At 47.6% G+C, this 15,112-nt stretch carries 15 protein-coding genes; 1 reads left to right on the top strand and 14 read right to left on the bottom strand.

What is annotated here, in order from left to right:
* Positions 1–39: 39 nt before the first annotated feature.
* The 9 genes from MHI12_RS28825 to lspA form a co-directional block, all read right to left on the bottom strand.
* Positions 40–903: a carbohydrate ABC transporter permease gene (locus MHI12_RS28825; protein WP_405173066.1), complete on the bottom strand. Its 864-nt coding sequence runs from the start codon at positions 901–903 to the stop codon at positions 40–42.
* A gap of 215 nt (positions 904–1,118) precedes the next feature.
* The gene (locus tag MHI12_RS28830) at positions 1,119–2,000 is read right to left on the bottom strand and encodes a carbohydrate ABC transporter permease (RefSeq protein ID WP_036606643.1); all 882 of its coding nucleotides are present in this window, start codon (positions 1,998–2,000) and stop codon (positions 1,119–1,121) included.
* 38 nt (positions 2,001–2,038) lie between these two features.
* Positions 2,039–3,358 carry an extracellular solute-binding protein gene (locus MHI12_RS28835; RefSeq protein ID WP_405170981.1) on the bottom strand — a complete coding sequence of 440 codons (1,320 nt, stop codon included), beginning with the start codon at positions 3,356–3,358 and terminating at the stop codon, positions 2,039–2,041.
* A 115-nt stretch (positions 3,359–3,473) separates the two neighbouring features.
* Complete coding sequence (locus MHI12_RS28840) at positions 3,474–4,268, bottom strand: response regulator (protein ID WP_405170982.1); 795 nt, start codon at positions 4,266–4,268, stop codon at positions 3,474–3,476.
* A complete protein-coding gene (locus tag MHI12_RS28845) occupies positions 4,258–6,021 on the bottom strand; it encodes a sensor histidine kinase (RefSeq protein ID WP_405170983.1) in 1,764 nt (587 codons plus the stop codon). The genes MHI12_RS28840 and MHI12_RS28845 overlap by 11 nt, the downstream gene beginning before the upstream one ends.
* 336 nt (positions 6,022–6,357) lie before the next feature.
* Positions 6,358–7,185: a carbohydrate ABC transporter permease gene (locus tag MHI12_RS28850; protein ID WP_036606635.1), complete on the bottom strand. Its 828-nt coding sequence runs from the start codon at positions 7,183–7,185 to the stop codon at positions 6,358–6,360.
* Complete coding sequence (locus MHI12_RS28855; protein ID WP_036606633.1) at positions 7,185–8,051, bottom strand: carbohydrate ABC transporter permease; 867 nt, start codon at positions 8,049–8,051, stop codon at positions 7,185–7,187. Before MHI12_RS28855 ends, MHI12_RS28850 begins: the two co-directional genes overlap by 1 nt.
* Before the next feature lie 24 nt (positions 8,052–8,075).
* Complete coding sequence (locus MHI12_RS28860; RefSeq protein ID WP_405173067.1) at positions 8,076–9,263, bottom strand: ABC transporter substrate-binding protein; 1,188 nt, start codon at positions 9,261–9,263, stop codon at positions 8,076–8,078.
* Positions 9,264–9,575: 312 nt separating this feature from the next.
* Entirely contained in the window at positions 9,576–10,067 is a 492-nt protein-coding gene (gene lspA, locus MHI12_RS28865; RefSeq protein ID WP_036606631.1) for a signal peptidase II, read from the bottom strand.
* A 228-nt stretch (positions 10,068–10,295) separates the two neighbouring features.
* On the opposite strand from lspA, the gene MHI12_RS28870 reads away from it, so the two are divergent.
* Positions 10,296–10,775, top strand: a complete 480-nt coding sequence (locus MHI12_RS28870; RefSeq protein ID WP_405170984.1) for a heme-degrading domain-containing protein — start codon at positions 10,296–10,298, stop codon at positions 10,773–10,775.
* A gap of 69 nt (positions 10,776–10,844) precedes the next feature.
* Here the strand turns inward: MHI12_RS28870 and MHI12_RS28875 are convergent, their stop codons facing one another.
* The 5 genes from MHI12_RS28875 to MHI12_RS28895 all read right to left on the bottom strand — a co-directional run bounded on the left by MHI12_RS28875 (position 10,845) and on the right by MHI12_RS28895 (position 15,109).
* Complete coding sequence (locus MHI12_RS28875) at positions 10,845–11,822, bottom strand: permease prefix domain 1-containing protein (RefSeq protein WP_405170985.1); 978 nt, start codon at positions 11,820–11,822, stop codon at positions 10,845–10,847.
* 6 nt (positions 11,823–11,828) lie between these two features.
* Positions 11,829–12,158, bottom strand: a complete 330-nt coding sequence (locus tag MHI12_RS28880) for a PadR family transcriptional regulator (RefSeq protein ID WP_017691704.1) — start codon at positions 12,156–12,158, stop codon at positions 11,829–11,831.
* 159 nt (positions 12,159–12,317) lie between these two features.
* Positions 12,318–13,265, bottom strand: a complete 948-nt coding sequence (locus MHI12_RS28885) for a nucleoside hydrolase (protein WP_405170986.1) — start codon at positions 13,263–13,265, stop codon at positions 12,318–12,320.
* Between the two features lie 57 nt (positions 13,266–13,322).
* The gene (locus tag MHI12_RS28890; protein WP_017691702.1) at positions 13,323–13,727 is read right to left on the bottom strand and encodes a DUF350 domain-containing protein; all 405 of its coding nucleotides are present in this window, start codon (positions 13,725–13,727) and stop codon (positions 13,323–13,325) included.
* Positions 13,709–15,109 carry a glutathionylspermidine synthase family protein gene (locus MHI12_RS28895; RefSeq protein ID WP_405170987.1) on the bottom strand — a complete coding sequence of 467 codons (1,401 nt, stop codon included), beginning with the start codon at positions 15,107–15,109 and terminating at the stop codon, positions 13,709–13,711. The genes MHI12_RS28890 and MHI12_RS28895 overlap by 19 nt, the downstream gene beginning before the upstream one ends.
* Positions 15,110–15,112 lie beyond the last annotated feature (3 nt).

A 15,112-nucleotide genomic window follows, 5' to 3' on the forward strand; every position in this document is an offset into this window, starting at 1 on the left:
TTTAAGCAAGTAATGGAAGGACCTTAGACCCTCAGCCTTTTATCCTTTAACAGAACCCGCAGCAATTCCCTCCACGATTCGATTACTCAGGATGAGAAATGCAATCAGGATCGGCAAAATACTAATCATTAGCGTCGCACCAATGGCTCCCCAATCTGTTGTATATTGACCGATAAAGTTCTGTACCCCAACAGTTAAGGTCTTGTACGAATCTGTACTGATGAACGTATTAACAAAGATGAACTCATTCCAGTTATAGATCATGTTGATGATGGCCGTTGTGGAAATGACCGAAGACGTCATCGGCAGCACAATCCGAAAGAAAATCCGATGCACGGAGCAGCCATCCATCACTGCGGCTTCTTCCACTTCACGGGGAAGCGCGTAGTAGAATCCCAGTAGTATCATAATGGTAATTGGCATATTAAAGGCAATGTAAGACAGGATGACTGACAAAGGATGATCTGTGAGATGAAGCTTTAGGAACAAGCTGAACAGCGGGATCAACGTGGAGTGTACAGGGATCATCAGACCCACCATAAATAGCCCCAGCACCAGCGAACGACCCTTCCAGCGCATACGTGTAATGGCAAAGGTCACCAGACTGGCAAACAGCACGGTGACCACCACCGAGACCACCGTAATCCATACACTGTTGAAGAAGTACAAGCTGATATTTCCCTCTGTCCATACCTTGACATAGTTTTCCCAACGCGGAGTAGCAGGAAGAGAAAAAGGCGCCATGTCGAATACTTCCTGATTATTTTTAAGCGAGAATAATAGCAGCCATACCAAAGGTAAAATTTGCAGCAAAGCTACCAGGGACAAGAGGAAATACAGCAGAACATATCCGAATCTCCTTAACCATGCCGAACCTCGGCTTGTCCCCGGGTAAGTTGGCAATCTAACGGCCGTATCCGTCTTCACCGGATGGACCTCCTTTCATTTCACTAGGGCGTGTCTGGAAACTCCGAAGGTGGCAGATTTTGCCGAATTTTCGTTCCAAGCAAGGAAATTTTCCGCAGGCGTGCCGGGGCACGTCAAGGGAAAGTGACGCAGCAGGGGGCGAAAAGGCGGTAAAAGATGCACTTCAGCGAGTTTTCAGACACGAACTAGCGTCAGGAATACTGGATCGTATCTTTGGATGCTGTCGCTTTACGAAGCAGCCAGGTAACAAGCAGACAGATCAAGAGCAGGAAGAACCCTACAGCACTGCCGTAACCAAAGTCGAAGCTACGGAACGCCTGACGATACATATAGGAGGCCATCACCTCGCTGGAGCCATTTGGTCCGCCATCGGTCATCACGTAGATGAGATCAAAATACTTGAGTGAGCCCACCACTGCCAGTACCACAGTCACCTTGATGACTTCTGTAATAAGGGGTAGCTTGATTCGAAAAGCGATCTGCCAAGGGCTTGCCCCATCAATCCGGGCTGCTTCCACCAGAGATTCCGGAATATTTTTGAGGGCCGCATAATAGATCAAAATATAGAAGCCTGCATACTGCCATAGAATCGGTACGAACAGTGCATACAGCACCAGTGATGGCTCCGCCAGCCAGGCTGGCGGATTGCTGAAGCCGATCGCTTCCAGAAAGGTGTTCAGCACACCATTGCTGGGATGATAGATCTTCAGCCATAGCTGGGCGATCGCGACCGAAGACAGCAGCATCGGGATCAAATATATCTTGCGGAACAGATTGGCCCCCTTGATCTTGCCTGACAGCACCAAAGCAATCATCAGATAACCGATCAGACTCAGTGCAGAGAACAAAGCAAGCAAAAAAGTATGGTTCGCACTCTGCCAGAATGTTCCGTCCTGAAGCAGTCTGGCGTAATTATCCAATCCAATAAAGGTCATTGCACCGATCCCGTCCCATTGCATCAACCCATAATACCCGGTGAGCACGATCGGGATGTACACCAAGACCAGCAGCAGAAGCAGTGCAGGAAGCACGTACAACGCAGCAACGAGACGGTTGGACATGACTTTGTCCATCACATTATCCTCCCTTCAAGCGTTCAAACGTGTGTACGTCAATTGCCCTTATCAATCGCAGCCTGATGATTCTTCACAAAGTCCTCCGGTGTTACCGCTTTGCCAAACAACGCCTGAATCATGTCCAGATGTGCCTGAGCGGCTGCCGGTTTCATCTGCACGTCGGCAAAAAGCGTCAGACTGCTGGCCTGATTCAATTCGTTCAGCAGGTCGATGTAGAGCTGTGGCAGCTGTACTGCAGCCGTATCCACTTTGGTTGCCGGGATGACGCCTGCTTCAGTCACCGAACTCTCACCCCATTTTTCCACAAAGTATTGCACGAACTTCGCCGCTTCTTCCTTCACTTTGGAGTTCTGGGCCACGAACAGCCCTACGCCTGGACCACCTACCCAGCTGTTAATATCGCTCTTGCCATCTTCCATCGTTGGGAATTTGAAAAATCCGATCTTGTCCTTGAATTCCTGCGGGATGTCCGGGTTGGTCGTGAAGTTTGGCAGTTCCCAGGTGCCCATCAGATACATAGCAGCCTTTTCATTCATGAATTCGGATTTGCCCTCATCGTTGGACAACCCGTTGAAGCCTTTGTTGAAGGCATTCATATCTACCAGCTTCTGTACTTCGGCAGCAGCTTGAGTCAGAGCAGGATCGTCAAACTTGCCGGAGCCATTGATCGCCTTTTCCAGTGCATCTCCACCTAACCGATTCGCCAGATACATATACCAGAGTGAGCCGGTCCAACGGTCTTTATTGCCCAGTGCGATCGGAACCTCACCGTTCTCTGTCAGTGTCTTCAGCACACTCAAGAATTCATCGTACGTTGCTGGCGGCTGCAAGTTATATTTCGCAAAAATGGCTTTGTTATAATAAATGGGGGAGATATTCAACTCGATTGGTAACGCATACGTTTTGCCGTCTATGGCATAAGCTTCTGTTGTTCCGGCTATGAATTTGTCGCCCAGCGAGCCGCTCAGCAGATCATCGACCGGTGCAAACAGATTCCCCTTCACATAAGGCTCCAGAAATCCAGCAGCCCAAGTTACACCAACATCGGGAAGTTCATTGGATGCAGACAGGATTTTCAATTTGTTCTTGTATTGTTCATTCTCCAACACTTCCTGCTTAATGGTCACATTGGGATGATCCGTCTGATACTGCTTGATGATATCGTTGACCAGTTTGTTTTGCTGTGCGGAACTGCCTGCTGGCCAGAGGTGCATGAATTTGAGGGTTACTTTCCCATCTGTGCCGTTGCTGCCCGTTTCACCCTCTTGATCCGAACTTGAACTGTTACATCCGGATAAAATTACGGCGAGAACCAGCGTCCATGACAGAAGAATGGCCATCGTCTTTTTGCTCATTATTCCAGACCCCCTTGGTTTTTTCGGTTAATGTAACCGCTTTAACCAAATTGTAGCATGGGCCTATTGCCTCTATAAGACCAGAACAATTTGGAAAAACTCCACTTTTTTGAGGTTATTTGTTATTTCGTTCAGATAGGGAATGCCGATATTTGCTTGGACTTAGCCCCTCAAGACTTTTAAATACCGTGATAAAATACTTATCCGTCTGATAACCCACCTGTTCCGCAATCTCCGCGATGGGCATCGTTGTCTGCACAAGCAACTCCTTCGCGCGCTGAATGCGTTTGCGGGTAAGATATTCACTAAAATTGATGCCGATCTGTTCCTTGAACAATACGCTGAAGTAACTGGAGTTGAGATGGAGTAACTCAGCGATTTCACGCATGGTCACATGTTCACCCAGATGAGCATCCACATAGGCCAAAGCTTCACTGATCTGGCTATTTAGCCTCTGTTCCCCGCGCTCCTTAACATCCAGCAGCTTGGGGTCAACCATTTCTTGCATCGTTTGAATACGTCGCTGTTGTTCGCTGAACTTTAGGGCTTTTTCGACGGTCTGTAACAATTGTTCCTTATCAATCGGTTTCAACATATACTCCACAACACCCAGCTTAATGGCCTGCTGGGCGTACTGAAAATCGGCATGCCCCGACATAATCAGGACAACAGGCTTGTTCGAAAAATGTTGAATGGCTTCAATCAGAGACAAGCCAGAGAATTCCGGCATGCGAACATCCGTTATTAACAGATCTGCTGGCTTTTTCTTGAGCCATTCCACAGCCTCGACGCCACTTTCTGCAGTCTGAATGTGATTTCGTCCTGCCGACCATCCTTCCAATGTCTTGCGAATACCCTCTCTTGTACGCGGCTCATCATCCACGATTAGAATTGTTTTGTCATGAATCATATGCACCCTCCGTTCCCATGGGAATCTCAAAGCAAATGACAGTTCCTTCCCCAACCTTACTTGTTATGGAAAGACTGCAACGTTCGCCAAGTTGGCTGCCAAAGTAAAGCTTCAGTCGCTGATGTACGTTGATTAGACCTACACCTGTCCCCTTGTTAGATACAGCGGGGCCACCATGTAAGGCATGAATGACAGATTGAAGCCTTAATTCATCCATACCGGGACCATCATCCCGAACCTCAATGCGAACCAGATTCTCCTCGGTCGAAGCATCCACATGAATGCTTATCTTTCCCGGTCCCAGTTTACTTTCAATCCCATGAAGAATCGCATTTTCCACCAAGGGCTGTATGAGCAATTTCGGAATTGCGACCTTACGCACCGTATCACTCAGCTGAATCTCCCATTGCATTCTGTCTCCCAACCGCATCTGCATAATTTGAAGATAACGCTCGGCGTGTTCCAGCTCGTCGGCAACTGTAACCCATTCATCCTGATGGGAACTGGAGATGATGTAGCGAAATAATCGGGACATCGCCACAACCATACGGGACATCTCCTCGTCTCCCTTTTCCTCAAGGGACCAATAGAATGCCTCCAGTGTGTTGAATAAAAAATGAGGATTAATCTGAGACTGCAACGCCTTCAGCTCAGCCCGGGACTGCATGACTTCCTTCTCATGAACCACACGGGTCAATTCGTTCTGCCTGTAGACCATCTGGTTATACACGTTGTTGAGTTCATTGATCTCCATCGTAGAGCTGACCATTAGATTAGGTCTCATTGCTCCCGGCTGTGCACTGCGCATGGCCCGCATCAGCCGTATGAGTGGACGTGTAATCATTGTGGACAGGAAGAAGGACATGATAAGGAACAGAACAACACCAATCATTCCCGAGACGAGCAGCGCTGTCCTCAGGATGGATACACCTTCAGTTGTCTCCCGCAGCGGGGTCAGGACAGCAAGTGTCCAGCCCGTTAACTCCGATTTTTGCCGGACGACGATATAGGATTCCTCCCCGTTCTGGACGACTGATCCGCTGTCCAATATGGCTTTGGGATCGAGATTAATCTCCAGATCGGAAGTCACCACTTCGCCTGCCCCATCCAGGAGCATGATAGAGTCCTGCGAACCATCTGTCCCATTCGAATCATTAAGTTGAAAAAAACTCCTCTGCATCCGCACCACCACATAACCTCCATGTTCGAAAGAATGATCCAGCAGGTTAATCCGCCGAATAGCCAGAAGCACACCCGGATCTTCAGGGTCAGAGCCTGCCCATACCAGTCTGCCTTTTCCTTCATCCGCCAGGTTGATCCAGTTGCGCTCCACTCTGAGATCGAGGGATCGGTCATCCATCGGAAATATGCGGTTATAACCCGTAGTGTATATCTCCATACTTTGCGCTCCGTTGATGAAAGACTGATAACTGCCTGCAATCTGCAAGAGAGCTTGGCGCTGATTAAAGGTAGCTGGGTTGCCTTGCTTCTCATCGCTAAGCAGACGCTGCACGTATGAATCATCCGCCACCTGGGCGGTCAGCGAATTCACTTGTGCAATGAGTGCATCCAATCTGCCACTGGCTTGGACAGCGGTTTGATGAATATGTTTTTCCGCATTGCTTTTCAGCAAAGCAGCTACCCGATCATAGGCCGATATGCCTGCGAGCAGCAGAACAACAAGCATCACCATAACAAAACCAATGAAGATCTGATTCCGAAGTGAGTTAAATTGTCCTTTTTTCCCGTGCAACTTCCCCATTCTCCTCTCTTTTTGGCATGTAAAAGAACCCACCACCTTACGCCCGTGCTCTTGAAGACTGGGTACAAACGATGCCGGATTTATCTACGTATTCAGTTTTTCTCGTTAAAGCGCTTGCAAAATTGAACCTTAATCTTCTTTTCACTATCTTTGTTTACCGATTAAACTAACGACTAAAAAATAGCATAGTTTTACAGCTTAATCAATCCTCCGAAGAGTTCCCAAACGTTAAATGACAAGGATCAAAAAAAGAGAGGGAACTTTTAAAGTCCACCTCTCTTTGTTCATATCCCTTCACACATATCCTTTTCTGTGACACATCTTCAGTTATTTCACGGACCCTTGGGTAACCCCGTTGATGATCCACTTCTGTGCAAACAGGTAGATGATAATCATCGGCAGCAACGCGAGCAAGTAGGATGCAAACGCAAGGTTAAACTCGGTATTAAACTGTCCTTGGAATACATACTGTACCAGCGGCAGCGTGTACTGTCCCGGATCACTGATAATAATGAGTGGCAACAAGAAGTCGTTGTACGTGGACAGGCAAGTCAGAATACCAACCGTAGCACTGATGGGCGCCATGAGCGGGAAAATGATTTTCCAGAACGTGCCCCAGGTTGTCGCCCCATCCACAAACGCCGCTTCCTCAAGCGCTACCGGAATGGACCGAATGTATCCAACATACACAAATACGTTGAATGCCAGACCATATACCGTGTGAAGCAGGATCAGACCTACCAGATTTGTCATCTCCAGCGATGCGGTCAGCTTAACAATCGGCAGCATGATGATTGGGAACGGAATGAACATCGCGCTGACGAAGTAATAGTACAGTCCTTTGAAAAACTTGCGTTTCTCCATATTCCGCGCAATGGCATAGGCCACCATCGAGTTACTGAGCAACGTCAAAAGCACAGTTGATGCAGTAACGATTGCACTGTTACGGAAGGATTGGAAGAAGTTCGTCATGTCGATGGCCCTCGCGAAATTCTCCCAGTGAAGCGTTGTCGGAATGGCAAAGACCGATTGGGCCATCTGTTCCGGATTTTTCAAAGCAATCGTAACGGTCATATACAATGGGAACAGGATAAACAAGGTACCCAGCACAACAAGCAGCATAACGAGCCAATTGATTCGTGTACGGCTTCTCATTACAGATCCATCTCCCTTCTTTGCAGGAACCGGATTTGCAGAATTGAAATCACCGCAATAACGATGAAGTAAATAACCGAGTTCGCAGATTGATATGCATATTCGCCGCCTTCAAACCCTCCGGTGTAGATCAGATGGGAGATGGACTGCGTCGCCCGTCCGGGACCACCGTTGGTCAAGGCTACGATTTGGTCGAAGACCATAAGTGAGTTTTTCATCGCAAGCACCATATTAATGGTGAAGAAAGGTGCAATCAGCGGGAAAGTAATGCTCCAGAATTCACGCCATTTGCCTGCGCCGTCGAGGTTGGAAGCCTCGTACAGTGTCGTTGGTATCGTTTGCAGACCAGCCAAATACAGAATCGTATTCAGGGCCACGGATTGCCATACTGCAACAATGACGATACCGATCCAAGCCAGACTCTCGCTGCCGAGAATGTTGGTGGATAGCGCATTGATGCCCAGATTTTGTCCCCAGATCGGGAATACGTTGGAGAACAGGTAGTTAAATATGTAACCTACGATCAGTACACTCAGAATATTGGGCAGGAAGTAGATGCCGCGGAAAAAGTTACGAAACTTGATCTTGGCATTCAGCCCAAGTGCAATGAGCAGGCTAAGGATATTGGTCAGGATCGTCACAACGATCGCAAATTTGAACGTAAACCAGTAGGCGTTGCCTACATTGTCATCCTGGAACAAGTTGAAATAGTTTTTGAAGCCAACAAAATCATACTCTTTCCCGAATCCGTTATAATTCGTAAATGAATAATAGATGCCCTGGAGGGCCGGCAGTGTCATAAATACAAAGAACAATACAACCGCCGGAACCGTCATCCAGTAATAGGGTGCGATACGCTTGTTCATACTCCATCCTCCTTCTGACAAGGCTTAACGCCGATTAGCAACCTTGTCCCATTCTTTGTCGAGTGTATCTAAATAGTTGTCGATGTTTTGGTTCTGCAAAAAGGACTGTACGATGGAATTCAGCTGCACCGCAGCCGGAATATAGTGATCGGGAAAGTCAATAACTTTGCCCTGCTCGATATAAGGCATCAATTCCTGTACCGCAGGATCATCCTGCTTCACGCCTTCTACCGCAGAGAACAGTGTCTGTTCGTCAATATATCTTCCGATATTTTCAGGCTCTAACAGGAACGCAATAAACGTCTCTGCCTGTTCGCGATTAGGAGTGTCCGCCGCAATGGTAAACAGGGAGTCGATCCCGTTCACCAGCTTGATCTCGCTTGCATCGTTGCCCGTAGGGAATGGGAAGAAACCAATGTCAACATTTGGGTTCGCTTTGCGAATCTCCGAGATAGCCCAGGTTCCCTGGATGTACATAAAGGCTTCACCGTTAGCAAAAGCACGGTTACCGTCCGAATAAGCTTTACCAAAGTTATCGCCGTGACCGTACTTCATGAGTTCCAGCTGCTTCTCAGCTACCTCGCGGTATTTCTCCTTGAACGTCACTTTGTTATCGCGTCGCTCTTGGTAGAAATCAATACCGACCAGATTGGAGGCTAGTGCATTGAACGGCAGGCTCGTCTGCCAGTCATCCTTGTATGTGAAATAAAATGGAAGCTCACCTGCATCCTTAATCTTTTGGGCGGTCGCAATGAGTTCATCCCACGTCTTGGGCACGTCCAATCCCATTTCCTTAAACAGCTTTTTGTTGTACATGATGCCGTTTGCATTAGTCGCGTAAGGAATACCTGTTACTTCGTCCATGCCTGTGAGATCATTCAGCATTTGTATGTAGTTCGGATCAATCGTCTGGAGTAATGAGCTGTCCGTCAGATCGGTGAAAATATTACTCTGGGCCAGAATGGAATAGGTGTCGGTTGCGCCCATGGCCATAATATCCGGTATATCATTTTTGACGACACGCGTTTTTAAGACAGTCTCCGCATCTGGCGGATTCACCTGTGTCACCTGAATATCGTCATGCTCCGCATTAAACGTTTTAATTAATTCATCAAAGGTTGTTTTGGCTTCAGGCTTGTTCTGGAAAAATTCAATCTGCACTTTGCCATTCGCGCTATCTCCACTGGTACAGGAAGATAAAAGTACAGCCATTATTCCACACAGCAACATTGTCCCGAGAGCCTTGGTAAGTGTTCTTCTCATGTTGTACCTCCCTCAGCTTTATACGTAAGAATTTACCCATTCAGATGGTGAAATAACCATTTGGTTAATCCTTCCAAAATAACTTCAATCTGAATGGATGATATAGGTCTTTATTATTTCTAAAACGGTTTCGGTAAAAATGAATCACGGCAGTTCTTCCCATGACCTGAATCGGGCATAACAAAAAGGACACTGGATGATATCCAATGTCCCTCATTTATTAAGCTTATGTTCCGCAACTGTAAAGCTTCTATCCGCATGTTACGAACGTTCTGCTTTCGGCAAAGCATTACGTAAACGCTTGGCGCGATAACTCTGATATGCACGAATCAACATGCCGATGATGATCATGACCACACCGATATTAATTGCGACATCAGCGAGATTCAAAATCCCGCGTCCGGACGGAAACACGAGGAAATCCGTTACCCGGGCATAGATAAATCGATCGATCGCATTTCCTAAAGCCCCGCCGACCATAAAACCCGCGCCAGCTTGCATCCAGAAACCGCGAATCTCACCCTTACTCCGGTAATACAGCATGCCCGCTATGAACAGAACGGCGATCACGCCGAACAGACGCGCATTCCCCTGAAACATGCTTCCAGCCATTCCACTGTTCTCGTAATGCTGTAATTGCATGCCCGAGTTACCCAGTCTCATGACGTCGCCAACTTCCATATACATCCTCACTGCAATCTTGGTTCCCTGATCCACCAAAGTCACCAGCAGTGCTACAAAATAAAACAGCATCGTGCTTCTCCTCCTGCCTACGTAGCGATAACTTATTTTAACTTTAAGAGTTTTGAGTATATTAGGTTCCCTTCACTTTAACACAGCCGATGTACGGTCTCCAAATGAGCCGTCTTCAACCACGCAAATAACGTCCACTAACATCGATCAGACTGCATCCAGAAGGGACTACACCAATCTATGTCGAATGTAGACATCAATCATATATGTAAAGGGGCTGCCTGTAATTTGAACCTGATCATGACAGAGAAATTAAAGGAAATGCAGCAGGAAGAAAAGGACTTGGTATTTGGCACATTTGATTCTGAAACAGCTCTCCAACTTGGCCTGCATCTGGTCGAAGAAGCGAAGCGTCGCTCCCAAGCCGTGACCATCGACATCACCCTGAAAGGACATCGTCTCTTTTTACATGCTATGGAAGGCACTCATCCCGACAACGAAGACTGGATTCGACGCAAGAACAACGTCGTGAATCATTTCTCCTCCAGTTCTTGGCATACGGCTCTACGCCTAAGAAACGAGGACCAAACGCTTGAGCAGGATTTCAACCTGCCTGCATCTGACTATGTTCTGGCTGGTGGCGCTTTCCCGCTTATTCTGAAAAATGAGGGACAAGTCGGCACCATTACAGTATCGGGTTTGCCTGATGAGGAAGACCATGATCTGGTCACGACAGGCATTCGCTCGTTTTTGTTGCAGCAGAGTTAGATTAAATGGAGCAAAAAAAGCCCATCTGATCAATATAGATCAAGTGGGCTTTACTAGCTAAAGCAGTGCTCAGGACGGATTTTTACTTTTCATAATATGGTACACATTGCTAAAGCTGCCGGAGAGAATGCCTGTAATCGGGAATATGGCCCAATTGATATCCCACCGCTGATATACAAAGCCTGTGAACAAGAAGATAGCTGTCGCCAGCGGCCATACAATCGCTTCCACGGCTCTCACAACCTTTACTTCTTGCTTCTTATCTACCGTCAACTGGTGCTTCTCCAGCAAGTTCGTGTAAGCCCCCTGAATATTACCGTAATATACAAACAAGAATGCTCCTACCCCAGCCATGACCATAAAGGCAGATACACCATAAGAGGCGTAGTTATCATTGATAGAGGAGGCTGCGAAAATAAACACAGGAGACAGAATGCACAGGCAGACACCCGTAATGATGGCTATTCGATAAGTCAGAGCGAAGCTCTCCCGACTATGCTGAATACTCATTTTAAGTGCATAAGGAAGCTGGAAGCCCTTCTCCATATGACTGAAGCGTTCCAGCTTCATGCCACTGTGAATGAACATGCCTACCGCAATGGCAATCAGTACGAACATGCCAATCAGACCAAGTATAGCGCCCGTTTCCATCGAACGGTTTGCAGCTGAAATGGCATAGTTCTCAAACAAGGTATCCAAGAAAATCAGAAACGCCACACCCAACGCGCACAATAAAACACCCAGCCCGATCCAAAATCCGGCATTTTTTTTGGCAGTGGTATATGCGTAGGCTTCTTCTTCCGTCAGCACAGGTACTGCCTCTTCCGCACTGACTGGCTGAATACCGAGTTCTGCAGTTAACTCCTCGATATTACCAAATTCCGAGATCACAATGCCGATGGCTTCATTCTCCGACTTGCCTTCCCGCTTCAACTCCAGGTACTTATCTTCCATCCCCGAAAGGAGCTCCTGCTTCAGATGCTCCACCTCGGGGGTCTTCGGCAGACCAGCAAACATGTTCTCCAGATACACCATAATTGTCTCCATGTTTCGTCACAACTCCCTGATAAATAGATTAACAACCTCCTGCGTAACCTTCCATTCCTCACACTTTTCTCTGTAATAGTCGAGGCCGGGCGGCGTAATCCGGTAATAGGTACGACGCTTTCCCAAACTATTCTCATCCAGGTAAAACGATTCAATATAACCGTTCTTCTCCAATCGGGTGAAGGCCGAGTATAACGTCGTCTCCTTCATGACGTACTTTTCCTCTGTCAGCTGCCTGATGTTCTTGGAAATCTCGTAGCCGTACGACTCCCCTTCGAGCAGCATGTAGAGGATCAGCGTATCATTGTAGCCACGTATAACGTCACTGCTGATCACAAAAGATACTCCTCCTCATTACTTCATCTGTCGTAGTAGTTGAAGTATAGCACAATTTACTACGACAGGTGAAGTAGTTATTCCAAAAATGGGCAATAAAAATCCGTACCTGGGATAGGCACGGATTTTTTTCTTTTTCCTTCAGTTAAATTCCTGCGATTATTGAATCGCTGAGAGAACGTCCAGCAGCATGGATTTGAATTTGGGCCGATCAATGGCTTCACAGACACGTACATTCGGCTCTTTGCCAAAACGTCCGTTGATATCAACCACACTGTATCCACGTGTCAACTCTCCTGCAGCTTCCACATCCACATAATATTGACCCGACTTGGTCATGATGGATTCATCTGCGGCTACAGCCATCAGCAACGTATCGGGATGAGTGGTGCCATTCAGCTTATGTACCGACTTGTTGAACTGCATAACCACTTTGTTGATTGCGGTGAAGAAATCAGCACCCGATGTACCGAGAGCCGCAATCTCTGCATGATCGTCATCGTCCATCACTGAATATTGCGTGCACATCTCCCAGCCAACCATCGTGATCGGAATGCCTGCATGCAGTACAATTTTCGCCGCTTCAGGATCCACGTAGAAGTTATACTCCGCTGCCGGTGTGATGTTGCCCAGTGCGTTATTCGTTCCGCCCATGATGTACAGATGAGCAATCTCCGGAATAATCGTTGGGTCCTTCTGGATCGCCATTGCAATATTAGTCAGTGGGGCAATCGCCAGAAGCTCAATTTCACCCGGATATGCATGCACCTTCTCAATGATAAAATCAACCGCGTGCCCGCTCTCGGGACGCTGATCTGCCTTCGGGAAATGCGCGCCGCCCATACCATCATCGCCATGCACATCTTCCACTGTGCGGTGCTGAGCTTTTCCGTAGGCCATTAGCGGACGCTCGCAACCTTTATACACAAGCACCTTGCCGCCATGTCCAGCAACCTGTACCGTGTACAGGGCATTTTCAACCTCCTGGTCGAATTGTACGTTACCGCCCGTAATGGTGATGCCTTCTACCTGAAAGTGATGCAATGCCGTCAGGATCGCAATCGTATCGTCTCCTGCTGTATCTGTATCGATGATGACTCTTCTCATGATGCCGCGCTCCTTCTTCCTTTTGATAGTAAACTCCATAAAACACTATGTCTTATTTTACATCAAAAACGTGCCGATGACGATGGAAACGCCGATGATAATCGAACGCAGCAGCTGGGCTACCGCCATATTTCCTCGTGCAATTTCGTCACATACCCGCATTTTCGGAATCAGGAAATCAAATATAATATAGACCAGGCACAACACAATAATTCCAAAAGCCGACCACAGCAGCATATCTAACCACGAATGCGTCGAGAAAGATACCATGCCCACAATAATACACAGTCCCAGCAATTTGCTGCCCATGTACATGCCTGCCGCCTCGTTACCTTTGGCGATTTCCTCACTATCGTTATACCGGGTCAATTTGCTAAAAGCGAAATATCCACATACCAATACCACCAGCAGAATGCCTACACCCACCGCAACATTCACGAGGTTTAATCCCAAGTTCTCCATTCCTTCTCCTCCTCATCATTCATCCGTTCACGAACTGTAGCCGCGCAATAATAGGCCATATCTCCAGTTACTTTCTCCCCGACCCGTGGTAACAACCCAGCCAAACGCCCACCGATAACAAACACCCCTGTAAGCAGATAACCGCTGTATGCTCCATTTTCCGTCTCGATCACAACCTGTTCCATCGGAACCAGCTGCTGATAGATTTTGGGCTGATTTTCGTAATACGCTGTAATCTCTTCATCCTCTTCTGTCGCTCCATTTGCAAGATTGGATTCCAGTTTCTCGTTAAGGGAATACTCTATATCCTGCTTTCCAAAGGCATTGTCCGTTCCTCCATCCAGCAAAAGAGTTCCTCTGCCTTCGCGCCCCCAATAGCTTTTGGCTACATATGGCATGGCATTCAGCTCGAAGGGCTCTGTCGAAAAATAGGTAGGCAGCAGATATCGGGAAATCACGTCCATTTCTGCTTCATCAAAGAGGGTAAAACCGCAATATTCCGGGGTTTGCTCGTTCCGCTCGTAGAGCGACCAGATTGCCGCCATGAAGCCTTTGCTCTGCATGAGTACATGCTGAACGGGATTCATAAGGCCAAGTCGTCCCTCACGCACAAGTTCAAGTAGCGCAGCCCCAATGTCTACCCCTGTCGTCTCATCCCGATCATCGATCAGATACTCCAGTGGATAAAGGCGATACAGTAGGTTAATCTCCCGACCCTGATGGTAAAGCGCCTCCCCTGGAACAATCTCCAGTTCCTCAAGTGGAGCATAGAAGACTTCGTATCCGGCTTCTTGACAACGTCTCATCAAGTATTCCGTATTCGTTCGATCTTCGACATGTTCGCCAAAAGAAGTGAATGTCACCGGACCCTGCAATCCCTGCTCTGCATAGAATTCCAGCCATATCCTGAAACACTCCCGAATACGTGTATCCATCTCGGCAGATGGTGCGGTCAACGCGGCATCCTCAGCAAGACCGACCAGGATATTTTCCAATGCAGCAGCCTCCGGTATACCCGTAGGAGTGTCCGTATTATTTTCAATACACTTGGGCCCAGCTTCTCCGATAATCCAGTCCTGACGGGTAATGCCTCCAGTTACCATCTCCATACGTGCTGCCGGAATAAGCCCCGGATGGATACCCAACTGATGCTCCAAAAAGAAATCCGGCATATATTGCTGGATAAATCGCATCACTTTACAGTAAATGCCGTCTACCGCCTCCGCTGCCGCACGCAGCTCCTGCATCTCCGAGGGAGAATAGACCGTCAATGCAGGCACACAATATTGCTTCCCATACATTCGATGGTATGGAATCTGTTGTCCCGCTTCACCCTGAAATACCTCTTCGTGACTAAACGGCAGTTGAACCACTTGCCTCATCCG

Source organism: Paenibacillus sp. FSL H8-0280 (assembly GCF_045040665.1).
In the GTDB taxonomy this organism is placed as follows: domain Bacteria; phylum Bacillota; class Bacilli; order Paenibacillales; family Paenibacillaceae; genus Paenibacillus; species Paenibacillus xylanexedens_A.